Below are 25,452 nucleotides of genomic sequence, written 5' to 3' on the forward strand. Positions count from 1 at the left end.
CATTGCGAGGAGCGAAGCGACGAAGCAATCCAGACCGTCACCGCGGAAAGACCCTGGATTGCTTCGCTTCGCTCGCAATGACGGTTGAGGCGATACCTTACCTATTCGTCCCAAAGATCTTCCGCGCCTCGGCGGGGCTTGCGATCTCGCGGCCCGCACGGCGGGCGCAGGCGGCGATGACTTCGATGAGCTGGCCGTTCGAGGTCACCTTCTTGCCGTCGGCGAGATAGAAGGCGTCCTCCAGGCCGGTGCGGAGATGACCGCCGAGCTCGGCGCAGCGCTGGTGCAGCGGCCAGATCTCCTCGCGGCCGATCGCCGTGACCTGAAAATGCGCCTCGGGGCGCTTCAGCTTGATCAGGATCGGCAGCAGATCGGGATCGGACGGCATGCCGGAGGCAACGCCCATCACGAAGTTATATTCGAGTGGGCCTTTGTACATGCCGACCTGATGGTACATGCCGACGCAGCGAACGATGCCGACGTCGAAACATTCGAACTCGGGGATGGTCCCGACCGCGTTCATGACGTCGAGATAGTCCTTCACCTTCTCGACCGCGTTGTCGAACATCATCGGCGGCCAGGCCCAGGTGTTGTCGGCTTTCACCTTCAGATAGTTCAGCGAGCCGGCGTTGCAGGCCGCGATCTCGGGCCTGGTCTCGCGGATGCAGTCGAGCGCGCCGCTGTAGTTCGGCCCTGACACGCCCGAGGTGTGGTTGATGATGACGCCCGGGCAGGCCTCGCGGATGGCCTGCTGAATCTCCTTGCTGACGCTCACGTCCCAGGACGGCAGATGTCCCTTGTCCGGCGCCTGCTGGCGCAGATGGATGTGCATGATGCTGGCGCCGGCGTCGAACGCAGCCTTGGCTTCGCGCGCCATCTGCTCGGGCGTCACGGGCACGTTGTGCTGCTTCGGGTCGGTGAGCACGCCGTTCAGCGCGCAGGTGATGACGGCCTTGTCGCTCATGCCAAAAATGTCTCGCACGTTGAGAATTCAACGCTTGCGATCATGGGACGCGCGGGCATGCGGCTTCTTGCGCGGAGAAGCTGGAAGGCGAGATGCCGTAGGGTGGGCAAAGGCGCTCTTGCGCCGTGCCCACCATGTCTTGGCGCTGAACGAAGATGGTGGGCACGCTTTCGCTTTGCCCACCCTACGAGAGCGCGCCTAGCTCGCCTCCGCGAGCCTCACCGTCTCGGTGCTGCGGTAGATCGCGAGGTCGCGCGAGCCGACGAAGATCGCGCGCGGTTTCAATCCATAGAAGCGGCGGATCGAATGGCTGAAATGGGTGGAGTCGGGATAGCCGATGTCCTGCGCGAGGTGGGCGAGATTGAGGTCCTGGTTGGCGAAGTGCAGCAAATGCCGCGCACGCTTCCAGGCGCGGAAGGAGCGGAACGAGATGCCGGTCTCTTCCTTGAACAGATGCAGGAAGCGCGAGGCCGAGAGGCCCGCTTCGGCGGCGCACGTATCCGCCGTCACCGGCTCGCCGGAGAAGCGGCCGATGCGGGCGACGGCGCGCATCACTCGCGGATCGAGCACGCGACGCGGCAGCGCCTCGCCAAAGCACATCTCGTCGAATTCCGCGGTGGTGATGTCGCCGTAGCGGCGCTGGCGCAGCAGAGCGTAAGCGGCGAGGATCTTGCGGGCATAGACGGCCCGGTCAGGTCCGGTCAGCCGCGCGGCCAGGGCCTCGATCACGCCGTCCGGCATGCTTTCCGGCTCGAGCGTCACGCTGATTGCAGTGCGGTAGTCGCTGGCGATGGAATGCCGCTGGTTCGGCAGGGTCACGAACAGCTCGCCGGTGGCGAGAACGTCGTCGACCGTCAGATGCAGGCTGCCCTTCACCGCGACATAGACGTGGCAGCAGCCGGGGGTGCGCTTGCGGGGGCGGCCGAGCAGGCCGGCATAGAATACCCGCTCCGGCGTGATCAGCATCAGATGGTCGGATTCGCGACCGTTATCTTCCATTGGGATCCTCCTCGCGCGGCTCTTTGGCCGCTGCGGACGGAGGTCACCTTAGCGGAAATTTGGGCGCTGTCACGGCGCGATAGCGCTGTCATGGCGCGCAAAAGATTACCATTCCGGGACGATGATCAGTCGTCCCGGAACCGCGATGAGACCGCAGTCCCATCCTACGGAATGCTTACGCCCTCACGCGCGGCGCAACATTCTGCTCGACGCCGGCCTTCTGCTCCGCAGCAACCGCACGCTTGAATCCGTCGCGCTGCTGCAGCCGCGCCCAATAGGCTGCGACATTTGGCCCGAAATCCTTGGCGAGCCCGACGTTGTTGGCGAGCCGGAGCGCGTAGCCGATGACAATGTCAGCGGCAGTGAAGCGGCCTGCGCACAATGTTTCGGCATTGGCCGTCGCCGCCTCGACCGCGCGCAGGCGCCCCAAGAACCATTTCGCATAATCCCCGGCGACCTGCGGATTGCGGCGCTCCTCCGGCTCGAGCTGGGTGTATCGGAGCACCAGCGTCTGCGGGAAGGTTAACGTGGCATCGCTGAAATACATCCAGTTCAGGAACGCGCCATAGGCGGGATCTTCGGGGCCGACCATCAACGGCGTCGGTCCGTGCTTGATGCCGAGATAGTGGCAGATGCCGGAGGACTCGGTCATCTTCGTCTCGCCGTCGACCATGAAGGGAATGGTGCCGAGCGGATTGAGCGCAAGGTACTCCTTGGCGAAGACCCGCGGCGGGAACGGCAGCATCTTCAATTCATATGGAAGCCCCATCTCCTCCAGCATCCAGAGCGGACGGAACGAGCGCGCGGCGTCGCAATGATAGAGCGTGATCATCAGGAAATACCTTTACTGCCGGGCAGCGTGCCCATCATCTTGCACAGGACCATCAGCATGACCTCGTCGGCACCGCCGCCGATCGAGGTCAGGCGGCTGTCGCGATAGGCCCGGCTGACCGGCGTCTCGTTGGTAAAGCCCATTCCGCCCCAATATTGCAAGCAGGCGTCGGTGAGCTCGCGGCCGAGCCGCCCGGCCTTCAGCTTGGCCATGGTCGCAAGCTTGGTCACGTCCTCGCCGGCCACGAGCTGCTCGGCGGCGCGATAGATCAGCGCGCGCAACAGCTCGACTTCGGTCTGCATCTCCGCGAGCTTGAAGTGCACGACCTGGTTGTCGAGGATCGACTTCCCAAAGGCCTTGCGGTTGCGGGTGTACTCGATGGTCTCGTTGATGATGTATTCGTGCGCCTTCAGGCAGGCCGCCGCGCCCCAGAGCCGCTCCTCCTGGAACTGGATCATCTGGTAGGTAAACCCCTTGCCCTCCTCGCCGATCCGGTTGCGCTTGGGCACGCGGACATTGTCGAAGAAGATCTGCGCGGTGTCTGACGAGCGCATGCCCATCTTGTCGAGCTTTCGCGCCACCGTGACGCCCTTGCTCGTCATGGGCACGCAAATCAGCGACTTGTTGCGGTGAACCGGCCCATCGCCGGTGTTGGCGAGCAGGCAGATCCAGTCGGCCTGCGTGCCGTTGGTGATCCACATCTTGCCGCCATTGATGACGTAATCGTCGCCGTCGGAGCGCGCATTTGTCTTGATCGAGGCGACGTCGGAGCCAGCGCCGGGCTCGGAGACGCCGATGCAGGCGACAAAGTCGCCGGCAATCGAGGGCGCCAGAAACTCGCGCCGTACCTCGTCCGAGCCAAACCGCGCCAGCGCCGGCGTCGCCATGTCGGTCTGCACCCCGATCGCCATCGGCACGCCGCCGCAGGTGATGGCGCCAAGCTCCTCCGCCATCATCAGGGCGTAGGAATAGTCGAGGCCGGAGCCGCCGAACTCGACCGGCTTGTTCAAGCCGAGGAAACCGAGGCTGCCCATCTTCTTGAACAGCTCATGCGCCGGGAAGATGTCGGCCTTTTCCCATTCATCGACATGAGGATTGATCTCGTTGGCGATGAATTTTTGCAAGGAGCGGCGGATGTCGTCGTGGTCGGCGGTGAATAGCATTGTCTCTCAGCCTCGTCATTCCGGGACGCGCCCCTTGGCGCGGGCCCGGGATCCATAACCACGATCGTGAGTAAGGATTCTCGGGTGCGCAAGGGCGCACCATAGCTCGCTCCGCTTCGCTCGCGCCCCGGAATGACGCGAGGAGAGAACGTTCATAGACCCATCTGCCTTGACGCCAGATCCTTCATGATCTCCTCGGTGCCGCCGCCGATGGCGTTGACCTTGACCTCGCGGTAGATGCGCTCGGCCTTGATGCCGCGCATGAAGCCGGCGCCGCCGAAGATCTGCACGGCTTCCGAGGCGCAGAACGCCATGGTTTGCGTGGCCTGGTTCTTCATCATGCAGATCTCGGCGACCGGGCTCTCGCCCTGCTCCAGCCGCCAGGCCAGCATTTCCAGCATCGACTGGGATGCCGCGACCTTCTGCGCCATGTCGACGATCTTGTGACGGATGACCTGGTGCTGGGCGAGCGGCTTGCCAAAAGTCTTGCGCTCCTTGGCATAGGCGATCGCCTCGTCGAGGCAGACCCGCGCGAAGGCGGTGCAGCCGGCCGCCATGCCCATGCGCTCGCTGTTGAAATTCCGCATGATGATCTTGAAGCCCTGGCCTTCCTCGCCGATCAGATTTTCGGCCGGCACGCGGCAGTCGTCGAAATGCAGCGTCGCGGTGTCGGAGGCCCACCAGCCCATCTTCTTCAGTTTTGTCCGCGACAGGCCGGGCGTGTCGCCCTCGATCAGGAGCAGGCTGACGCCACCGGCGCCCTCGCCGCCTGTACGCACCGCAACGGTCAGATAATCGGCGCGCACGCCCGAGGTGATGAAGGTCTTCTCGCCGGTCACGACGTAGTGATCGCCATCGCGCCGCGCCCTGGTGCGGAGGTTCGCGACGTCCGAGCCGCCGCCCGGCTCGGTGATCGCCAACGCGGAGATCTTCTCGCCCGACAGCACTTGCGGCAGCACGCGCGCCTTTACTTCCGGACGTGCCGCCCGCGCGATCGGCGGCGAGCCGATGGTATGGCTCATCAGGCTGGCGCTAACCCCGCCGGCGCCGGCGCGCGCCAATTCCTGGCTCGCCACGATCTTCATGAACTGGTCGGCGGCGATCCCGCCATATTCCTCGGGGAATCCGAGCCCCAACAGGCCAATCTCGGCCGCCTTGCGATAGAGCACGCGGGGAAATTCGCCGGCCTCGTCCCATTCATGGGCGAAGGGCGTGATCTCCTTCTCGACAAAGCGGCGCATTACCTCGCGGAAGGCGTCATGCTCAGCGGTATAGAACGGGCTCTTCATCGTCGTCTCGCCCTGCTGGCGGATTCGTGTTGGCCACCATGGCCGGAACATCTGCCGTTCACTTGCGCAGAGTGGCTGACCGGGGGAACCACTCCACGCGCAGCCCATGCCTAGCAACTCAACGCAAGACGATTTTCACCCCCCGCAGGCCAACTCCGGGTCAAAAAAGACGTGCACACAAACTCCGGCTGGCCCCAGGGCCACGCCGGGCATGGTGCCCGGCAAATAGGGACGCAGGCGGCACAAGACCGCCGAGGGAGGGATTTTTGGCCGTTCGTTATTACGACTGGATCGTCCATCACGGCCGCCGCACGCCTGACAAGGTCGCGGTCATCGACCTCGCGAGCGAGCGCCGCTTCACCTATTCGCAGCTCGATGCCCGCGTCTCGCGCCTGGCCGGATTTCTCCGTGACGCGCTCAAGGTGTCGTGCGGCGACCGCGTCGCGGTGCTGGCGCTGAACACGACCGATACGCTGGAGGTGCAGTTCGCCTGCGGACGGCTCGGCGCCGTCTTCGTGCCGCTGAACACCCGCCTCACCGTTCCCGAGCTCCAGTTCATCACCGGCGATTGCGCGCCGAAGGTGATGATCCACGACACTGATCTCGCCGAGACCGCGCTCGCCGTCGCAAAGCTCTGCAACGTCGCGAGCAGCCTGCTGCTCGGCCCCGGCGGCGCTTACGAGACCGGCATCGCGTCCGCCAAGCCGCTCGCCCGCGCCGAGGAGGTCACGCTCGATGACGTCTCGACCATCATGTACACGTCGGGCACCACGGGCCATCCCAAGGGCGCGACCATCACCCATGGCATGACGTTCTGGAATTGCGTCAATCTTGGCGGCCCCGCCTGCATCGGACCGGCCTCGGTGCTGCTGACCGTGCTGCCGCTGTTCCACACCGGCGGGCTCAATTGCTACACCAACCCGGTGCTGCATGCCGGCGGCACCGTGATGATCATGCGCGCCTTCGATCCCGGCACGGCGCTCGGTCTGATCAACGATGCCGCACAGGGCATCAACGTCTTCTTCGGCGTGCCCGCGATCTATCAGTTCATGGCGCAGCATCCGGCCTTCGCGACGACTGACCTGACCCGGTTGATCGTCTGCGGTGTCGGCGGCGCGCCGATGCCGGTGCCCCTGCTGAAAGTCTGGGAGGCACGCGGCGTCGCACTGCAGCAGGGCTACGGCATGACCGAGACCTCGCCGGCCGTACTGGTACTGGATCGCGAGGATGCGGCGCGCAAGGCGGGCTCGGCCGGCAAGCCGGTGCTGCACACCGAGGTGCGGATCGTGCGCCCCGACGGCAGCGACGCCGAGGTCGGCGAACTCGGCGAGCTCTGGGTCAAGGGCCCGAACATCACGCCGGGCTACTGGAACCGGCCGGAGGCGAACAAGACGTCCTTCACCGACGGCTGGCTGCACACGGGCGATGCGACGCGCGTCGACGAGGAAGGCTTCTACTATATCGTCGACCGCTGGAAGGACATGTACATCTCGGGCGGCGAGAACGTCTATCCGGCCGAGGTCGAGAACGTCCTGCATCAGCTCACCGCGATCGCGGAAGCCGCCGTGATCGGCATTCCCGATCCGCAATGGGGCGAGGTAGGCCTCGCCATCGTCGCGGCCAAGCCCGGTCAGCGGCTGACCGAGGCGGATGTCTTTGCGCACTGCGCGGCCAATCTCGCGCGCTTCAAATGCCCACGACAGGTGCGCTTCGTCGATGCGCTGCCGCGCAACGCCACCGGCAAGATCCACAAGCCGACGTTGCGGAAAGAATTCTCGGTGGCGTCCGAAGTCGACAAGAAAGTCGCCAACGCCTGATCAAAGCGCCCCTTGGGGGCGCTTCTTCGTTTCTGACGTGCCTGCTCCAACCCAGAAGAAACCGCAAAGAAAACCCCAAGGAATTTTCATGAACAAGAAACTCTCCCTGCTTGCCGCGGCAACGGCGTTGACGCTGCTTGCGACCCCGTCCGCGTATGCGCAGAAGGCGTACGACACCGGCGTCACCGACACCGAGATCAGGATCGGCAATGTCGAGGCCTATTCCGGTCCCGCGTCCGCCTACGGCATCATCGGCAAGACCGAGGAAGCCTATTTCAAGATGATCAACGACCAGGGCGGCATCAACGGCCGCAAGATCAACTGGATTTCCTATGATGACGGCTACTCGCCGCCGAAGACCGTGGAGCAGATCCGCAAGCTGATCGAGAGCGACGAGGTCTTCCTGGTCTTCAACGCGCTGGGCACGCCGACCCAGACCGCCGTGCAGAAATATCACAATTCAAAGAAGGTGCCGCAGCTCTTCCTCGCCACCGGCGCCAGCAAGTGGAACGACCCGAAGAACTTTCCCTGGACCATGGGCTTCCAGCCCAGCTACCGGGTCGAGGCACAGATCTTCGCAAAATACATTCTGAAGGAGAAGCCGGACGCGAAGGTCGCGATCTTCTATGCCAACGACGATTTCGGCAAAGACTACCTCGCCGGCATCAAGGACGTGTTCGGCGAAAAGGCGTCGAAGCTGATCGTGGCGGAGGAGAGCTACGAGACGTCGGAGCCGTCGATCGATGCCCATATCGTCAAGCTCAAGGGCACCGGCGCCGATGTCTTCGTGAACATCGCGACCCCGAAATTCGCGGCCCAGGCGATCAAGAAGATCGCAGAGCTCGAGTGGAAGCCGATGCACCTGATGACCGACGTCTCGGTGTCGATCGGCGCGGTGATGAAGCCGGCCGGCCTCGAGGCATCCGAAGGCGTGCTGTCGGCCGGCTATCTGAAGGATGCGTCGGATCCGCAGTGGAAGGACGACGAGGGCATGAAGAAGTTCATGACCTTCATCGACAAGTACATGCCCGGCGCGAACATCTCGGACGCCAATCTGGTTTACGCCTATGCCGCAGCCCAGACGATGGTGCAGGTGCTGAAGCAGTCGGGCGACAATCTGACCCGTGAGAACGTGATGAAGCAGGCCGCGAGCCTCAAGGACTTCGTCCCTGACACGCTGATCCCGGGGATCAAGATCAACACCTCGGCCACCGACTTCGCGCCAATCGAGCAGCTCAAGATGTGGCGGTTCAAGAAGGGCCAGTGGGAGCTGTTCGGCGACATCATCAGCGCCGAAACGGGCGGCTAGCCACGCATCGCAGCGACGGGCGGAGACGTGCAGCTGACGTCTTCGCCTGCACTGACGTCGATCCCCGCGACCGGCAGGCCGAGCCGGCGCGGGTCATCGATGGCCGCAAAGCGCGGACATGCCCATGCCAGGATCGCCCCGCCCGATGGCGGCAGATCGAGCTGAAGAACGAAGGCACCCGCGTCGATCGCGGTCGCGGCATCCGCAACGCGCACGCCGTCGAGATAGAACTGCACGCCGATCCGATCCAGCGGCCCGCGAATCTCCGGCGACGCGATGCGAATGATGGCGCGCCCCGGCGGCGCCTCGATCCGCAAGGCGGCTTCCGGCTCGCTCCAGCGGAAGCTGCGGCCCTGCCAGACCTCCCAGGCATGGAAGCCGGCCTGTGCGACCATCTGATCGCCGAGACTCTGCGAAGCTCCGCCAAGGCTCCCCCGAATGCCACGGATACAATAGAGGCGCTGATAGTGGATCAGCGCGGCGATATAACGCTTCAGCCAGCGCGCGATGCTGCCGCGAGAGCCGCTCATGGTGAGCACGGTCAGACAGCAGCGCGCATAGCCTGCCGACAAACGTGCAAGACCAAGCGCAAGGCGGTCGCCGGCCAGTGCGATCGCGCCCCAACGCCCGATCGCCTGCAGGCCTTCGCTGGTCACGCGGCCGGCGCGCATCCGTGCATCAAGGGCGCTACGCGCCAGCGCGACGTTGAAATCGCCGCGGCTGCTCCACTCGACCGGAGTTTCAAGCAGCTCGCTGCCGGGATCATCGCGTGCTTCGCTGAGATAGCGGATCTCGCCCTGCACGAAATCGAGCGTGAATGTCTTCAGCTCGCCGATTTCGCCGATATAGTAGTGATGGAAGCGCGCCTCCTCGAGATAGCCGATCGTATGGCCCCTCGCGTGATACGCGGCGGCGAGCACCCATTCGGCGAAATGACCGAGCTCCTCACGCAGGCCGCCGCATTCCCAATAGACGTCGCGCCGCGTCACGAAGCACTGGTCCAGCACCTTGCGCCAGGGATGCTGCTTCATGCCGAACTCGATGTCGGCCTGGTACATGGCGGCCTCCGCCACGGACAGCCGGTTATGGCAGATCGGCACCGACTGACAGGAGAACCCCGCCCAGTCGGGACGCGCGTCGATCGCGCGGATGCAGGCCTCCATCACGTCAGGCTCGGGCCGGCAATGCGACTCCGTGAAGAACAGATATTTGCCGCGGGCCTTGGTGGCGCCGAAGGCGCAGAGCCCGATGTCATGGTCCGAATTGGTGAATTCGAGGCGCGCTTTGCCGCCGGCCAGCGCCTTCAGCTCGTTGAGTGCCTTGAAATCAGGCGGCACCACCAGAATGATTTCGTAAAGCGATTTGTCGGCGGTCTGCGACGTCCAGCCGAGCCAGGACAGCTCCCACTGCCCGCGGTGATGTTCCAGCGGGATGATGATGGAGAACAGCGGAGATTCACCGCCGTATGGTGCGGGCACGTCCTGCATGTTCCCTTATAGACGCACGCGACGCCATTCCTGACTCTTTCTCGCGGACTATACCGACAGAAACAACGCGAATGATTCCTCCACCGTGCGGCGCAGATGCTTTCCATACAATGCATGGTTGGCATCGTCGGGGCCGACCCGTCCCAGGGACGGCTTCGCAACGTTGCGGAGCGGCACATAGGCGATCGGCGCCGCGATCGGCGTCAGTTGCGAGCCGGGTCCGGCGCGGAGCGTCGAGATGATGCCGTACATCTCGCCGGCAACCGTCGGCCGCGACACCGTGATCACGCGGTGCTGGCCGTGCTTGATGATGACGAGATAGATGAAGCCGGACTGATGCGGCACCGCAACCTCGCCGGTGTGCTCATAGGCGGCATCGGTCCGCTCGCCCTCGCGGAACACCAGCGAAGACACCTTCGGCTCCCAGACGATCTCGGTGCGATAAGCGAAGATCGCATCCTTGTCGCCGAAGGACGGCCGCAGCGTGATGTAGACGTCCTCGAGCCAGGTCACCGCGCGATGCGCATAGGAGCCGAGGCTGTCGGGCGCGACATCGTTTGCGGCCGGAGGCGTCACCACGGCGGCGCTTTTACGCAAGGAGACGCCCAGCGCCTGCTCCAGCCGCACGGTCGTTGCCAGCGTGAACGGCCGCCGGCCACCGAGCACCTTCTCCAGCGTCGACAGGCTGAGCTTGGCCTGCTCGGCCAACGCCTGCCGGGAAATCCGGCGCCTGGCGAGCTCCTCGCGAATGGTCTCCGCGATCTCGCGGCTCTGCTCGTCCGACAGCTGCCTGTCGGTGAATTTATCCTGCGTCTGCATCGTCAACCCTGCTCCACGGACGCCAGTCTAGCAGGGCGGACAAACCAGCACAAAACCGTACATGGCGATCCCGGCCTTGGCCTGCCGGGGCCGGCCGCGGCGGAACATTGCCGATCATTCTGCTCGCGCATTCAGGCGCTCCCGACGGATGCTCCGAGCCAGCGAACACCCTTCGGGAGCAGGCGAAATGGACACCTACGACACAGCCGACAGCGACGAGCACCCCATGCTGGGGCGGCTGATCAGGCTCGGATTGTTTCTTCTGGTGCAGGGCATCGCGGTGATGCTGGTCGCCTTCGTGGCCCTGCTCGTGAGTCTTGAGCCCGGATGGTCGGCGACGACGGAGCAGGCCAGCCTGCTCCAGCCCGGCGATGCCAAATCCGGCACCCTTCTCCTGAAGGAGGACGGCGCCACCACGGAGGCGATCCGCCTCGGCATCGACGTCGACATCACGGTATCAGGCCCAACGCTGCGCGCCCGCGTCACCCAGGTCTTCCGCAATCCGACCAAGGACTGGGTCGAGGCGACCTACGTCTATCCGCTTCCCACCGGCGGCGCCGTCGACACGCTGAAGATGGTGGTCGGCGACCGCGTCATCATCGGCGACATCAAGGAGCGGCAGCAGGCACGCGTGATCTACGAGCAGGCGCGCCGCGCCGGCCAGAAGGCCGCGCTCACGGAGCAGGAGCGGCCGAACATCTTCACCAATTCGGTCGCCAATATCGGTCCCGGCGAAACCGTGCTGGTGCAGATCGAATATCAGGAGCCGGTGCATCAATCCGGCAATGAATATTCGCTGCGGCTGCCGCTGGTGGTCGGGCCGCGCTACAATCCGGCGCCGATCGTGCAGAGCGTCGACTTCCGCAAGGACGGCTCGGGCTGGGGCGCGACCAATTCGGAGCCTGTGCCGGACCGCGACCGCATCTCGCCACCGGTGCTGGATCCCGCCAGGAATGCGCCGGTCAATCCGACCAGCATCACGGTGCGCCTGAAGGCAGGTTTCGCGCTTGGCGAGGTCAGGAGTCACCACCATAACGTCAAGGTCGAGAGCCCGGACAATGCGACGCGAATCGTCACGCTCGCTGACGGCGCGGTGGCCGCCGACCGCGATTTCGAGCTGACCTGGAAGCCGGCCGTGGAGAAGGCACCGTCCGTTGGGCTGTTCCGCGAGCGTATCGGCGACGCCGATTATTTGCTCGCCTTCGTCACCCCGCCCGGTGCCGAGCAGGCGACGCAAAAGTCGCTGCCGCGCGAGGTCGTATTCGTGATCGACAATTCCGGCTCGATGGGCGGTACGTCGATCGTTCAGGCCAAGGCCAGCCTGACTTACGCCCTCTCGCGCCTTCAACCGAACGACCGCTTCAACGTCATCCGCTTCGACGACACCATGGACGTGCTGTTCCCGGCCTCCGTGCCGGCCGACGCCACGCATGTCGGTGAAGCCACTTCGTTCGTCAGTGCCTTGCAGGCCCGCGGCGGCACCGAGATGGTGCCGGCGATGCGCGCCGCGCTGACCGACAAGGCTGGCGACACCAGCATGGTCCGCCAGGTGGTGTTCCTAACCGATGGTGCGATCGGCAACGAGCAGCAATTGTTCGAAACGATCACTGCGATGCGGGGCCGCTCGCGCGTGTTCATGGTCGGCATCGGATCCGCGCCCAACACCTATCTGATGGCGCGCGCCGCCGAGCTCGGCCGCGGCGCCTTCACCCATATCGGCTCCGTCGAGCAGGTCGAGGAGCGCATGCGCGGCCTGTTCGCCAAGCTCGAGAACCCGGCAGTGACCGGCCTCAGTGCAAAATTCTCCGAAGCCAAGGCCGACGTCACGCCGGCGATCATTCCCGACGTCTATCGCGACGAACCGCTGGTGCTGGCGGCAAAGCTCGACAAGCTCGCCGGCTCGCTCGAGATCAAGGGACGCGTCGGCGACCGCCCGTGGTCGGTGACGCTGCCGCTGCAAAACGCCGCCGAAGGCAAGGGCCTGTCAAAACTCTGGGCCAAGCGCAAGATCGGCGATGCCGAGGTGGCGCGTACCATGCGCGAGATGACGCCCGAAGCTTCCGACAAGGCGATCCTCGCGCTGGCGCTCGACCATCAGATCGTCACGCGGCTCACCAGCCTCGTCGCGGTCGACAAGACGCCGAGCCGCCCCGAGGGCGCGCCGCTCAAGCTCAGCGAGCTGCCGCTCAACCTGCCGGCCGGTTGGGATTTCGAGAAGGTTTTTGGCGAGCGACCGCACCTGACGCCCACACAGTTGCGCGAACGCCATGCAGATGCGCGCAACCAGCCGACGACGAGGCGGCCGACGCCCGCCGCGCCGGATGCGATCCGCCTACCGAAGACCGCGACCTCAGCCGAGCTCAAGATGATCGCAGGTTTCATCCTGATCGTGCTCGCCCTGATCCTGTACGTGTTCAACCGGCGTCAGCCCTTGCTCACTGACGCCGCTTGAGAGAGGAGCCCCCCGAACTCCTCTGTTAGCGCGCGCGGCTGCCCGTCCCATACCAACGGCCGCGCGCGCCTTTTTCTTCTTGCCGTCATTGCGAGCGCAGCGAAGCAATCCAGGCTGCCTCCGTGGAAGGATTCTGGATTGCTTCGCTGCGCTCGCAATGACGCGTGTGGAAACAATGCTCCGCCTGATCTCCCCCCTCGCTGTTGCACTTGTCGGCCTCATCCTGTTCGGCGACGGCGCCTACATTCATGCCAAGGCCTGGCTCGCCCAGGTGCTGCTGGAGCGCGCGTTCGACAGGAGCGTTACGACCGGCGGCGTGGTCAAGCCATGGTCATGGGCCGACACCTGGCCGGTCGCGCGGATCGAGGTGAAGCGGATCGGGGCCAGCGCGATCGTGCTCGAAGGCACCAGCGGCCAGGCCCTCGCGTTCGGACCCGGCCATATCCACCAAACGGCTGATGCCGGCGAGCGCGGCATTGCCGTATATGCTGCGCACCGCGATACACATTTCCGCTTCCTGCGGAATGTCGCCATTGGTGACGTAATCGATGTCACACGCCGTGACGGAAAGCACTTTCGCTATCGGGCGGACTCCTCCGCTGTGGTTCGCTTCGATGAGTCCGGCATTGATCCCGCGGCGCAGGATGTCGAGCTGGTGCTCACAACCTGCTGGCCCTTCGACGCCGTCACGCCCGGACCCGAGCGCTACACCCTGCATGCCACCTTGATCGAAACAGGTGAATAGCGGTTCGCAATCGGCCATCCGGGATCGATAGAGACCGCGCCGAAGAGCCGGGGAACCGCGCTTGATCGGGCCGCTGAACTGGCGTCGTCTCCTATAGACCTGTAAGAACAGCCGATTGATCTTTTGACGCTGTAATTTTCAGGACAACCTGTAATGGACGACGAGTTCAGGCAGCGCCTCGAACAGCGGTTGGAACAACTCGAAAATCGTGTCGCGCTCCTGGAACGGAATCAGGACCTCATTGCTGCCGGACAAAGACGATCCTCGCTGCGGAGCCTCTGGCGACGCCCGCCGATGTGGACCTTCGAGCAATATCCGCCGCGCCTGCTCAACCTGACTGCCTTCCCGCCTGCGCCTGCGATCCCGGCGAATGCGCCGCGGATCACGATGGTCACGCCAAGCTACAATCATGCGCAATATCTCGACGCCACGATCGAGAGCATCGTCAGTCAGAACTATCCGAAGCTGACTTATCACGTGCAGGACGGCGCCTCGATCGACGGCACGATCGATCTCCTGAAGAGCCGAGGTGAGAGCATCAGCTGGACGAGCGAGCCGGACAAGGGGCAGTCGAACGCCATCAATCTCGGCTTCGCCGGTGCCGATTGCGAGATCATGGCCTATCTCAACAGCGACGATATGCTGCTGCCCGGAGCGCTCGCCTATGTCGCCGACTACTTCATGGCGCATCCCGATGTCGACGTCGTCTACGGCCATCGCGTCTTCGTCGACCGCGAGGGGCTCGAGGTTGGACGCGCCGTGCTGCCGCCGCATGACGGCAAGGCTTTGCAATATGCCGACTACATCCCGCAGGAGACGATGTTCTGGCGCAAGCGCGTGTGGGACAGGATCGGGCCCATCGACGAGAGCCTCCACTACGCGATGGATTGGGATTTCATCCTGCGGGCGCAAGCCGCGGAATTCAAATTCGTGCGCCTGCCACGATTTCTCGCCTGCTTCCGCATCCACGATGCACAGAAGACGGCTTCGACCTACGCGCTCGGCGTCAGGGAGATGGGCATCCTGCGGCGCCGCGTTCTCGGCTTCGATCCGACGCAGATGCAGATCCGGCGCGCCATCGCTTCCTATCTCGCGAAGCAATTGGCCTATCACTACGCCTACAAGCTGCGCCTGCTGCGTTACTGAACGATAGCAGAGGCGTGATCACCATTTGAAAGAATGCGCGTCACGCAGTCGTGGCACGTCGTCCGATCGTTCGCACTTTCGCCAAAAGTCTGGTGATGCTAGCCTTGTCGCGAAGCACCCGCCATTCCGCCACGCGGCATGGAGCCATCACGATCAGTCCCGCCAGACGCCGGCGCAAGACAGCGCGCTGCAACAAGAACAAGAGGTGAGGAAGCGCCATGGAAGCCAAGGTACCTGCTGCGTCCGTTTTTCCGCGTCCATGGTCTCCAGCGCCCGATGCCAGCGACATCGTCAAGGGCATCCACGCCATGCTGCACCCGCACAACATTGTGCTGGTGGGCGCGACCGACAAGCCCGGCAATTATGCCGAGCGCATCTGGAACAACCTCGTCAAGTACGGCTACGAGGGCGGGCTCTATCCGGTCAACGCCAAGCGCGACACCGTCTGGGGCGTGCCCTGCTACAAGGATTTCGCGAGCCTCCCGGAAAAGCCCGATCACGTGCTGGTGCTGGTGCCCGCGCGCTTTGCCGTGCAGGTGATCCGCGACGCCGCCGCGGCCGGCGCGCGCTCGGCCACCATCGTCACCTCGGGCTTCAGCGAGTTGCAGGATGAGGAGAGCCAGAAGCTCGCTGCCGAATTGCAAGCCGCGATACGCGAAACGGGGCTCGCCGTCACCGGCCCGAACTGCCTCGGCAATCTGAGCGCGGGCGAAAAGCTCTTCACCAATATCGACGACCGCGTCGTCACCATGGAACAGGGTGCGGTGGCGATCGCCGGGCAATCCGGCGCCATCGTGATGGCGATCCGGCAGGCGCTGGACGATCGCGGCGTCGGGGTCGGCTACATGGTGACGACCGGCAACGAGGCCGGGCTCGAGACGCCGGACCTGATGCGCTATTTCGCCGAGGATCCGAGCATCAAGGTGATCGTGGTCTACCTCGAAGGCGTGCGCAACACCAAGGCGTTTCGCGACGCCTGCAAGGCCGCGCGTGCCGCAAGCAAGCCGGTCATCGCACTCAAGCTCGGTTCGTCCGAGGGTGGCCGCGCCGCGGCGATGGCGCATACCGGTGCGCTCGCAGGATCGATCGAGACGTTCGACGCCATCGCGACCCGTGAAGGCGTGATCCGGGTCGGCGGGCTCGACGAGCTGATCGAGACCACCGAATGCTTCGTTCACGCGGCCGTGCCCAAGGGCGACCGGCTCGCCGCGGTCACGCTATCAGGCGGCAAGCGCGGCATGCTGCTTGACGCCTTCTATGCCGAAGGCCTGAACTTTGCGCCGCTGAGCCCGCACGTCGGCTCCGAACTAGCGAAGATGCTCGGGCCGGGCTCGATCGTGGGCAATCCGCTCGATGCCGGCTTTGCCGCGGTGGTCGATCCCTCCGTCTACATGAAGTCGATCGAGCTGATGATCGACGACCCCGATATCGACATCGTCATCATCGATGCCGAACTGCCCAAGGCGCCGCACGAGTTGCGCGAGCGCAATCTGCGCATCGTCGATGGGATGGCGAGCCGGGCCGGCAAGCCGGTGATCTACATCAGCGCGATGTCGGTCGGCTTCACCGAATTCACCAAAGGCTTGCGCAAATCGCTGCCGCATCTCGCGGTCATGCAGGGCATGGACCGCGCGGTGACCGCGATCAAATCGCTGCTCGACTATGCGAAGCTGCGCAAGGCAGTGCCCGACATCGCCTCGAGCTCGAAGCCTGCCGCCCGCGCCGTGCTGGAGAAGGCGCTGAAATCGGCGAGCGGTGCCGCGCTCGACGAGGTTGCCTCGAAGAAGCTGCTGAAGGCCTACGGCATCCCGATCTCGAAGGAGGCGATTGCGCAGACGGCGGCGGACGCCGCGAAGATCGCGAAGCAGATCGGTTTCCCGGTCGTGGCAAAAGTCGTCAGCGCCGAGATCCTGCACAAATCCGACATCGGCGGCGTGGTGCTGAACCTCGCCAGCGCGGCGGAGGTGAAGAAGGCATTCGCCGACATCACCGCGCGGGTGGCGAAGTTGAAGGGCAAGCCGAAGCTCGACGGCATCCTGATCGCGCAGCAGGTCAAGGCCGATCTCGAGCTCGTGGTCGGCGCGTCGCTCGATGCCGAGATGGGTCCGGTCGTGCTGTTCGGCACCGGCGGCATCGACATCGAGCTGATGAAGGACGTCGCACTCGCCGGCGCACCGCTCGACGAGGCCGAGGCCCGGCTCCTGATCGGCCGCACCAAGGCCGGTACCAAGATGCGCGGCTATCGCGGCAAGCCGGCCTTGCATGAGGCCTCGGCGGTGAAAGCGCTGGTCGGCCTGTCTAATTTGATCGCAGATGCCGGCGACCGGATCGCTTCGATCGACGTCAACCCGTTCCTGATCAACACCAAAACGGGCGTCGCCGTCGACGCCCTGATCGTATTGAACAATGCCGCGGCAAAGCGCGCGGCAGGGCATTGATGTCGCGTAAGGCGAATCGGCGGGTTACGCTTCCGCCTTCGCTCTTCGAGCTACGGCGGACAAGTCGTTAACCCGCCCGCTCTAGTATTGCGGCCGCAGCATCGTCCTTCCAACCATCCCGCTTTGGCCGTAAAATCGCCCTGCATGGCACGCGCGAGCAACCTCGTAATCGGAACGGCGACGCTGGCGGTCATCGCCGTGGCGTTCGGCGGCGTGCTCGGCGTGCAGAAATGGCGCACCGCCCAGAGCCGGAGCCAGTTGCGCGTGGTGTTCGAGGGCGGCTCCGCCAGCGGCCTGCGCCGCGGCGGGCCGGTCAATTTCGACGGCGTTCCCGCGGGTCAGATCCTGTCGATCAAGCTGGATAATCCGCGCAAGATCGTGGCGCTGGTGATGCTCGACAACACCGCGCCGATCCGCAAGGACACGGTTGCGGGCATCGAGTTCCAGGGTCTCACCGGCGTCGCCGCGATTTCGTTGATCGGCGGCGCGCCCTCCGCGCCGCCGGTGCCGCTGGATACGGACGGCGTCCCCATGCTGATCGCCGATCTCAGCGACGCCGAATCCATCGTCGACACCCTGCACAGCGTCGATCGCACGATCGTCAGCAATGCCCCTGCGATCAAGGACGGCCTGCGCACGTTCGAGAACTACACCGCCGATCTCAGAAGCAAGGGCGGCGAAATCGACTCCGTCATGGCCAAGGTCGACAGCGCCTTCGCAGGCTTCGACAAGGCGGTCACCAAGATCGAAGGCGTGGTCCCCGGCTTCGCCGACGGCAAGGCCGACGAGCTGTTCGAGAAGATCAGGGGACTGCACGAGCTCGCCGACGCCATGAAGAAGAAGTCGGCTGCTTACGTCGAGGACATCCGCCGCTCGCTGCTCGACGTCAGCGACGCCGCCAACAAGATGGCTGGCACACCCCCGCCTGCCGCCGCCCCGCGCCCGCCGCGCAAGCCTCCGCAGAAGAAGCAGTGATGCCTTCTTATCCTCCCCTGGAGGGGGAGGATCGGATCGCATGCAGCAAAGCGAGATGCGATCCGAGGTGGGGTGAAGGTGCTTCCCAACATGCAGTGTCCGAGTGGAGAGATCACCCCACCCCGCTCGCGCTTCGCGCGATCGACCCTCCCCCTCCAGGGGAGGTGGCAGCGCCCTACCACGCGTAGCGCACGACGCCCTTGCCGGCGTAGGAGCGGGTGACGTTCGAGAACTCGCCCTCGAAGGTCGCCGACGCAGACCAGCCGTTCATCCAGTTCATCTGCACCGCCGCCGTGGTCAGCGCGGAATCGCGCGCTAGCGCTGCACCGTTCACGACGAAGGCCGATCCCGGCAGGGTCTGGAACACCGCGCCGACGGTGCGGTCCGGATTGTAATCATGCGCCCAGGCGACGCGGCCGCGCAGGGTCATCAGGCCACCGGCCGCGGCGAATGATTTGTCGGCGCGCAGGCCGAGCTCGGTGCGGGTGCTGGTCACGTCCTTGGCGGCATAGTTGAGCGCGAAGGTGCTGTTGCCGACCACCGCGAACTCCGAATAGTTCGGGAGGCTGAACATGGTGGCCTGGGCCGCCGCATAGGGCGTAAGGCCGATCCACTGCGTAGCGTACCGGTAACCGCCCTCGACACGGCCCGAGAGCGCGTTGGCGTTGAACTGCGCCCGCAGCTGATCGACGCCGGCGGCCGTGACGATGCGGTTGGTCGTGACGTCCTGCCAGCCATAGGCCAGTGCGGCCGTGATATAGGCAGGTCCGGCCGTGTGACGAACGAAGGCGCCGGCCTGGAACAGGTCGGAGCGGCCCCAGCCGAGCCCGTTGACGTTGAAGCCGGTCCCACCGCCGGCAAGCGCAAAGCCGGCGATCGTCGACGGCGAGAAGCGATAGTCGAGGCCGACGGCGGTGCCATAGACGCTGCTGGTGGTGTTGTTCGAACCGAGCGCGACATTGCCGTCGGTGGTCTGCGAGCCGCCGTAGCCGGCCGCCCACACATCCCAGCGCTGCTCGAAGGTTGCGGCCGGTGCCTTGCGGTAGATCGCGGCGAAGGCGTCGCGCGCGTTCTTGTCACGCCCGCCCTTGCCGGCCGCGGCATAGGCATTCGCGCTCGGCTCGTCGGCATAGGGCGTCGCGCCTGATGCGCCGCTGCGTCCCGAGCCGAACACATCGGTCAAGAGGCCGAGGAACAGGTTCATCGCATTGAAGGTCGTCTGTTGCGCCCCCGTTGCCGATTCGCCGGAGGCCTGGGTGAGGCCGGCCGGCGGGAGGTTCGCCAGCGCCACCGGAAGGCTGCCGGTGCTGTCGAAATAACGCGCCAGCGCGTTGGCGACGTTCTGCTGGTTGACGTTGAGGCCGGAGCCGTAGCTGAGCGACAGATCCAGGAAGACGTTGTTCGTGTTGTAACTCAGGACGGCCTTCAGGTTCGACGAGAGCCCCGCGACGACCGGATTGAAGGTATCGGGAAGCGTTGCCGCATTCAGGATCGTGTAGTGCTTCGCGATCGAGCCGGTCGGAACGACGACGACGGTGGCGCCGCCAAGTGTCGCTGTGCCGGTCACGACCGTAAAACCATTGCTGGCGCCCGAGACCTGCACCATGTAGCTCGACGCCGATGTGAACGAGAGGTCGCCGGACACGGTGAGCGTCCCGGTCGGATTGCCCGGCGCCAGCGTGCCACCATTGACGACGGTGTTGCCGACCGTGCCGACGCCGCCGAAGGTGCCGCCCGCGGAGACGGATACAGTGCCGTTGATGGTGCCGGCGAGGAGAAGCGTGCCGCCGAGCACGTTCCAGTCCTGATTGCCGGTCCCGGTCACCGTCCAGGTCGAGCTGTCGACCTTGTTGAAGGTCGAGAAGCCGTCGTACTGGAGACCGGTGCCGATCAGGCTGAGATCGAACGTATCCTTGCCGGTGCCGCCGAGCTGGAAGGTGTCGGTGCCGGCACCAAGCACGAAGCCGTTGATGACGCTGCCGGGCCCGAGCGTGAGCGTGTTCGGGCCGCAGCTGCAGAACTCGATCGCGGCGTTGCCGGTCGCGGCGTTGATGGTTCCCGAGTTGAAGACGTTGCCGCCACCACTCACGCTGATGCCGATGCCGCCTGCGCCGACGGTAATGGTACCGGTATTGATGACCTGGTTCGTCGTGCTGAACGAGCTCACGTCGATGCCGATGCCGGCCGCACCCACGGTGATCGTGCCGCTGTTGGTGACGGTGTTGGAATCGCCGAACGCCAGGATGCCCTCGGCAAAATCGCCGCCCGTAATCCGCCCGCTGTTGGTGATCGTGGTCGACGAGCCGGTATAGGCGATACCCGCGCCGCCCACGCCGACATTGATCGTGCCACTTTGGCTAATCGTGGCCCGGTCGCCCTGCAGCGAAATACCCGCCGTTCCACTATCGCCCGCCGTGATCGTGCCGGTATTGGTGATCCTGGCATCGTCACCGAGCACGGCGATGCCAACGCCGAAATCGCCCGCCGTGATTGCGCCAGAATTGCTGACGGTCTGAAAGTCGCCTTGCAGGAAGACGCCGGCGGCGTTCTGCCCGACGGTGATCGTGCCGGTGGCGGTGTTGGTGACCGTGTTGTTGTCACTGATCGCCATGATGCCGCCGGAGAAGCCGGCGGAATCGCCGACCGTGATCGCGCCTGCATTGGTGATGGTCGCGCTGCCGACCGCAAAAATGCCGCTTGCACCGTCACCGCCGGTAATCGTGCCTGTCGCGGCATTGGTGATCGTGTTGTTCTGGCCGGCGAAGACACCGACACCCGACGCACCGACCGACAGAGCGCCGCTATTGGTGACGGTGTTGTTGTCGCCAACCGAGATCGCGGCGCCGCTGTCGCCCGTCGTGATCGTTCCGGCATTGGTGATGACGTTGTGATCGATGGCCTGGATGCCGAGGCCGTTGTCGAGCACCGTGATGGTGCTGTTGTTGATCACGGTGTTGAAATTTCCAACGGCAATGCCGGTGAGGCCCGTGCCTGCCGACACCGTCCCGTCGTTGGTGACGGTGTTGGAATCGTTGACGCCGATCGAGAGCGCGCCATTGTCGTTCACGATCGCGCCGGAGAGCACGTTGACATTGAGGCTGTCGACGCCGGCCCCGGCTTGAAAGCCGTCCGTGTCGGTGCCGCTACAGGTGACGGTTTGGCCGCTCGTGGCCGGATCTGGCGTGCAATCCGCGTTGGCCGGCGTCGCGCCAAGGCCGAGGCCAACGAAGACCAGCGACGCGCCGGCGAGCGACACAGCGCCGCATCGGCGCAGCCGACCCTGCCGCCTCCATAGCCCCTTGCCCCTCACGCCACGCCCCCATTCCCAGCAGTTCCGCGGGGAACTTAGGCCATGACGAGGCTCCGTAGAACCAAGGCGCCGCCCGAATGCGTCCGTTTGACCCACAACCGAGGCAGAATCCCTAGGTCATGTTGCAACCGCGCCACGGTTTGCAGGTCCAAGTTCTCATTTTGCGCAGAAAGCGCGCCCCAATAGCTCAATAGTTGCTCGGGGCCGACCCATTCGGGATGCCGTCGATCGGACATTCCTCCGTCCCCGGCGTCGAACGGGTCATCGCCTCGACCATGTCCCGCGTCCCTTCCGGATCGGCGATCCAGTTCTTGTAGAAATCATAGGGGCAGGCCGCGACGCCGCGCGGGCTCTCGCCGGAATTGATCATGCCGGTGTAGCCGCGGTGGACCAGCTTGTAGAGATGGTTCTGCGACTGGCCGTTGCGGCGCGCATCGCGGATCAGATGTTTCGACAGCTGGGCATATTGGATGCCGTAGTCTTCTTCGCCGCACTCGCCGAGCGTCCGGCCGTCGAAGCCGATGATCGCGGAGTGACCGAAGTAGGAATAGACGCCGTCGAAGCCGGCGGCGTTGGCGACGGCAACATAGACGTTGTTGGCCCACGCCATCGCCTTGGAAATCAGAATCTGCTGCTCCTTGGCCGGATACATGTAGCCCTGGCAGCGCACGATCAATTCGGCACCCTTCATGGCGCAGTCGCGCCAGATCTCCGGAAAGTTGCCGTCGTCGCAGATGATCAGGCTGACCTTCATCCCTTTCGGGCCGTCGGAGACATAGGTGCAATTGCCGGGATACCAGCCCTCGATCGGCACCCATGGCATGATCTTGCGGTACTTCTGGACGATCTCACCCTTGTCGTTCATCAGGATCAGGGTGTTGTAGGGCGCCTTGTGCGGATGCTCCTCGTGGCGTTCACCGGTCAGCGAGAACACGCCCCAGACTTTGGCCTTGCGGCAGGCCTCCGCGAAGATCGCGGTCTCCTCACCTGGCACCGCCGAGGCCGTCTCGTACATCTCCTTGGAGTCGTACATGATGCCCTGGGTCGAGTATTCCGGGAAGATCACGAGGTCCATGCCGGGCAGGCCCGCCTTCATGCCCACCAGCATGTCGGCGATCTTGCGGGCGTTGTCGAGCACCTCGGCCTTGGTGTGCAAGCGGGGCATCTTGTAGTTGACCACCGCGACGCCGACGGTGTCGTTGCTGCTGGAAATGTCACCGTGAAGCATTTTGAGCGCTCCTGTCTTTTATTTGTTTGAGGTTGCCGTCGATCGAGCGACCGAGTTAGTGGCTGATCATCCAGGGGCGCGCGGTCGGAAAGCCCTTGGCGCCGCTCCTGGTCTTGGTCGTCAGCCGCGCTGGCTTCTTTCTGTCCGACGAGCTCTTGTCCTTCACGGTCTTGCCCGACGAACAGCAACCGCAGCCGGGACCGTGCGAGGCCTTGTACTGCGCGAGCGTCTGCGGCGCATGCGTGCTGCGCTCGTTGACGGCGTGCGCCTTGCGCTTCTCCGCCGGCATGCAGAAGAAATTCGGCGCGGTCAGGATCACCCGCGGCGCCATGGTCTCGCAGTGCGGACAGCTTTGCGGATCGTCGCATTCCGCCATCGGGCGCAGGTCCTTGAACGGCCCGCAATCGTCACAGAGATATTCGTAGACCGGCATCGCATCATCCCTACGCTGTTGCCTGTGAGAGAATTCCCGCGGCGGATGCGGGGCGGCAAAGCCGCGCCGTCCCGCATCCCGTCGCGCAGGGAGACTATTTGTCCGGCGAGATCGGCATCTGGATATCGCCGGTGATGTGCTTGATGGGTCCTGCCGCCGACGGCATCACGTCGAAGTCGAAGATCTCGGTCGGCAGCCATAGCGTGGCGCAGGCATTGGGAACGTCGACCACGCCGGAGATGTGGCCTTGGCACGGCGCGGTGCCGAGGATCGAATAGGCCTGGGCGCCGGAGTAGCCGAACTTCTTCAGATACTCGATCGCGTTGAGGCAGGCCTGGCGATAGGCGATGTGGACGTCGAGATAGTGCTGCTTGCCCTGCTCGTCGACCGAGATGCCCTCGAAGATCAGATAGTCCTTGTAGTTCGGCGTGATCGGCGACGGCTTGAAGATCGGGTTCTTGATGCCGTATTTCGCCATGCCGTCCTTGATCACCTCGACCTTCAGATGCAGCCAGCCAGCCATTTCGATCGCACCGCAGAAGGTGATCTCGCCGTCGCCCTGGCTGAAATGCAGATCGCCCATCGAGAGACCGGCGCCGGGCACGTAGACCGGGAAGTAGATCTTCGAGCCGCGCGAGAGATCCTTGATGTCGCAATTGCCGCCATGCTCGCGCGGCGGAACGGTGCGCGCGCCTTCCGCGCCGATCTTGTCCTTGACGTCCCCCTTGGCGCGGCCGCCATGGGCGGTCGGCGCGAATGGCGGATTGGCGAGACCGGGCACGCGGGTCGGGTTGGTCGAGATCAGCTCGGCCTCACGCCTGTTCCAGGTCTCCAGCATCTTCGGATCGGGCAGACAGCCGATCAGGCCGGGATGGATCAGGCCGGCGAAGTTGACGCCGGGCACGTGACGCGACGAGGTGTAGAGACCCTTGATGTCCCAGATCGACTTCTGCGCCAGCGGGAAATGGTCGGTGAGGAAGCCGCCGCCGTTCTGCTTGGAGAAGAAGCCGTTGAAGCCCCAGAGGCTCTCCTTCATCGGACCGACGTCGAGCAGATCGACGACGAGGAGATCGCCGGGCTCCGCGCCCTTGACGCCGATCGGACCGGACAGGAAGTGCACGATCGAGAGATCAATGTCGCGCACGTCGTCGGCGGAATCGTTGTTCTTGATGAAGCCGCCGGTCCAGTCATAGGTCTCGATGATGAAATCGTCGCCGGGATTGACCCAGGCCACGATCGGGATGTCGGGGTGCCAGCGGTTGTGCACCATGTCATTATCGTAGGCCGACTTGGTGAGATCGACCTTGATCAGTGTCTCTGGCATCGAGATGCTCCCCTTTTTACACGGTTGGTTAGACGGACAGATATTTCGAGACCTGCGCGGCATCGACGGCGTCGCGCGGATCGTCGCGCACGATCTCGCCGTTCTCGATCACCAGCACGCGGTCGGCGATGTCGAGCGCGAAGCTCAGGACCTGCTCCGACACCACGATCGAGAGCCCCTTTTCGTCGCGGATGCGCTTCAAGGTGCGCGCCATGTCCTTGATGATCGACGGCTGGATGCCTTCGGTCGGTTCGTCCAGCAGCAACACCTTCGGCTTGGTCGCGAGCGCGCGGGCAATGGCGAGCTGTTGCTGCTGTCCGCCGGAGAGATTGCCGCCGCGGCGGCCCTTCATTTCCAGCAGCACCGGGAACAATTCGTAGATGTCGGCCGGCACCTCGGTTCCGCCGGAGACGACGAGGCCGGTCTCGATATTCTCCTTCACCGTCATGGTCGAGAAGATCATGCGGCCCTGCGGCACATAGGCGAGGCCCTTGGCGACGCGCTCGTAGCTCGGCAGGCCGCCGAGCTCGGCACCGTCCATGGTCACCGAGCCGCTTTTGGCGGGCAGGATGCCCATCAGCGACTTCATCAGCGTGGTCTTGCCCATGCCGTTGCGGCCCATGATCGCAACGATCTCGTTCGGCGCGACCTTGACATTGAGCCCGTGCAGCACCTCGCTCTGGCCGTAGGCGACGTGAAGATCGGAAATAGCCAGCATCGTC

19 protein-coding genes are annotated in these 25,452 nt (G+C 64.5%); 7 read left to right on the top strand and 12 right to left on the bottom strand.

What is annotated here, in order from left to right:
* Positions 1-97: 97 nt before the first annotated feature.
* From ABIA90_RS29645 to ABIA90_RS29665, 5 genes are all read right to left on the bottom strand, one after another.
* Positions 98-964 carry a beta-keto acid cleavage family enzyme gene (locus ABIA90_RS29645; protein ID WP_354118996.1) on the bottom strand — a complete coding sequence of 289 codons (867 nt, stop codon included), beginning with the start codon at positions 962-964 and terminating at the stop codon, positions 98-100.
* 198 nt (positions 965-1,162) lie between these two features.
* On the bottom strand, positions 1,163-1,963 hold the full coding sequence (locus tag ABIA90_RS29650; RefSeq protein ID WP_354118997.1) for a helix-turn-helix domain-containing protein: 801 nt from the start codon (positions 1,961-1,963) through the stop codon (positions 1,163-1,165).
* Between the two features lie 175 nt (positions 1,964-2,138).
* The gene (locus tag ABIA90_RS29655) at positions 2,139-2,795 is read right to left on the bottom strand and encodes a glutathione S-transferase family protein (protein WP_071909062.1); all 657 of its coding nucleotides are present in this window, start codon (positions 2,793-2,795) and stop codon (positions 2,139-2,141) included.
* Positions 2,795-3,958, bottom strand: coding sequence for an acyl-CoA dehydrogenase family protein (locus tag ABIA90_RS29660; protein WP_354118998.1), 1,164 nt, complete (start codon positions 3,956-3,958; stop codon positions 2,795-2,797). The genes ABIA90_RS29655 and ABIA90_RS29660 overlap by 1 nt, the downstream gene beginning before the upstream one ends.
* A 152-nt stretch (positions 3,959-4,110) precedes the next feature.
* Positions 4,111-5,247 carry an acyl-CoA dehydrogenase family protein gene (locus ABIA90_RS29665; protein ID WP_354118999.1) on the bottom strand — a complete coding sequence of 379 codons (1,137 nt, stop codon included), beginning with the start codon at positions 5,245-5,247 and terminating at the stop codon, positions 4,111-4,113.
* A 266-nt stretch (positions 5,248-5,513) separates the two neighbouring features.
* Between ABIA90_RS29665 and ABIA90_RS29670 the strand changes: the two genes are divergently transcribed.
* The gene (locus ABIA90_RS29670; RefSeq protein ID WP_354119000.1) at positions 5,514-7,064 is read left to right on the top strand and encodes an acyl-CoA synthetase; all 1,551 of its coding nucleotides are present in this window, start codon (positions 5,514-5,516) and stop codon (positions 7,062-7,064) included.
* An 88-nt stretch (positions 7,065-7,152) separates the two neighbouring features.
* Positions 7,153-8,373: an ABC transporter substrate-binding protein gene (locus ABIA90_RS29675; protein ID WP_354119001.1), complete on the top strand. Its 1,221-nt coding sequence runs from the start codon at positions 7,153-7,155 to the stop codon at positions 8,371-8,373.
* Here the strand turns inward: ABIA90_RS29675 and ABIA90_RS29680 are convergent.
* Together ABIA90_RS29680 and ABIA90_RS29685 are read right to left on the bottom strand one after the other, a co-directional pair.
* A complete protein-coding gene (locus tag ABIA90_RS29680; RefSeq protein WP_354119002.1) occupies positions 8,370-9,860 on the bottom strand; it encodes a glycosyltransferase family 2 protein in 1,491 nt (496 codons plus the stop codon). The genes ABIA90_RS29675 and ABIA90_RS29680 overlap by 4 nt on opposite strands.
* Positions 9,861-9,908: 48 nt before the next feature.
* On the bottom strand, positions 9,909-10,679 hold the full coding sequence (locus ABIA90_RS29685; RefSeq protein WP_071909056.1) for a helix-turn-helix transcriptional regulator: 771 nt from the start codon (positions 10,677-10,679) through the stop codon (positions 9,909-9,911).
* A gap of 187 nt (positions 10,680-10,866) precedes the next feature.
* Here ABIA90_RS29685 and ABIA90_RS29690 point away from each other — a divergent pair, with 187 nt between their 5' ends.
* The 5 genes from ABIA90_RS29690 to ABIA90_RS29710 all read left to right on the top strand — a co-directional run bounded on the left by ABIA90_RS29690 (position 10,867) and on the right by ABIA90_RS29710 (position 18,435).
* On the top strand, positions 10,867-13,131 hold the full coding sequence (locus tag ABIA90_RS29690; RefSeq protein ID WP_354119003.1) for a marine proteobacterial sortase target protein: 2,265 nt from the start codon (positions 10,867-10,869) through the stop codon (positions 13,129-13,131).
* Between the two features lie 175 nt (positions 13,132-13,306).
* On the top strand, positions 13,307-13,876 hold the full coding sequence (locus ABIA90_RS29695) for a class GN sortase (RefSeq protein ID WP_354119004.1): 570 nt from the start codon (positions 13,307-13,309) through the stop codon (positions 13,874-13,876).
* A gap of 294 nt (positions 13,877-14,170) precedes the next feature.
* Positions 14,171-15,022 carry a glycosyltransferase family 2 protein gene (locus tag ABIA90_RS29700; RefSeq protein ID WP_354119005.1) on the top strand — a complete coding sequence of 284 codons (852 nt, stop codon included), beginning with the start codon at positions 14,171-14,173 and terminating at the stop codon, positions 15,020-15,022.
* A 218-nt stretch (positions 15,023-15,240) separates the two neighbouring features.
* Positions 15,241-17,460 carry an acetate--CoA ligase family protein gene (locus tag ABIA90_RS29705; RefSeq protein WP_354119006.1) on the top strand — a complete coding sequence of 740 codons (2,220 nt, stop codon included), beginning with the start codon at positions 15,241-15,243 and terminating at the stop codon, positions 17,458-17,460.
* A gap of 144 nt (positions 17,461-17,604) precedes the next feature.
* Positions 17,605-18,435 carry an MlaD family protein gene (locus tag ABIA90_RS29710; RefSeq protein ID WP_354119007.1) on the top strand — a complete coding sequence of 277 codons (831 nt, stop codon included), beginning with the start codon at positions 17,605-17,607 and terminating at the stop codon, positions 18,433-18,435.
* 175 nt (positions 18,436-18,610) lie between these two features.
* On the opposite strand, the gene ABIA90_RS29715 is transcribed toward ABIA90_RS29710, so the two are convergent.
* From ABIA90_RS29715 to urtE, 5 genes are all read right to left on the bottom strand, one after another.
* Positions 18,611-21,691, bottom strand: a complete 3,081-nt coding sequence (locus ABIA90_RS29715; protein ID WP_354119008.1) for an autotransporter outer membrane beta-barrel domain-containing protein — start codon at positions 21,689-21,691, stop codon at positions 18,611-18,613.
* A gap of 241 nt (positions 21,692-21,932) precedes the next feature.
* Positions 21,933-22,973: an aliphatic amidase gene (locus tag ABIA90_RS29720; protein ID WP_354119009.1), complete on the bottom strand. Its 1,041-nt coding sequence runs from the start codon at positions 22,971-22,973 to the stop codon at positions 21,933-21,935.
* A 55-nt stretch (positions 22,974-23,028) separates the two neighbouring features.
* Positions 23,029-23,406, bottom strand: a complete 378-nt coding sequence (locus ABIA90_RS29725) for an FmdB family zinc ribbon protein (RefSeq protein WP_354119010.1) — start codon at positions 23,404-23,406, stop codon at positions 23,029-23,031.
* Positions 23,407-23,500: 94 nt separating this feature from the next.
* Entirely contained in the window at positions 23,501-24,730 is a 1,230-nt protein-coding gene (fmdA, locus tag ABIA90_RS29730; protein WP_354119011.1) for a formamidase, read from the bottom strand.
* Positions 24,731-24,758: 28 nt separating this feature from the next.
* Complete coding sequence (gene urtE / locus ABIA90_RS29735) at positions 24,759-25,448, bottom strand: urea ABC transporter ATP-binding subunit UrtE (protein ID WP_071909047.1); 690 nt, start codon at positions 25,446-25,448, stop codon at positions 24,759-24,761.
* Between the last annotated feature and the right edge of the window lie 4 nt (positions 25,449-25,452).

Source organism: Bradyrhizobium sp. LA6.8 (assembly GCF_040547935.1).
In the GTDB taxonomy this organism is placed as follows: domain Bacteria; phylum Pseudomonadota; class Alphaproteobacteria; order Rhizobiales; family Xanthobacteraceae; genus Bradyrhizobium; species Bradyrhizobium barranii.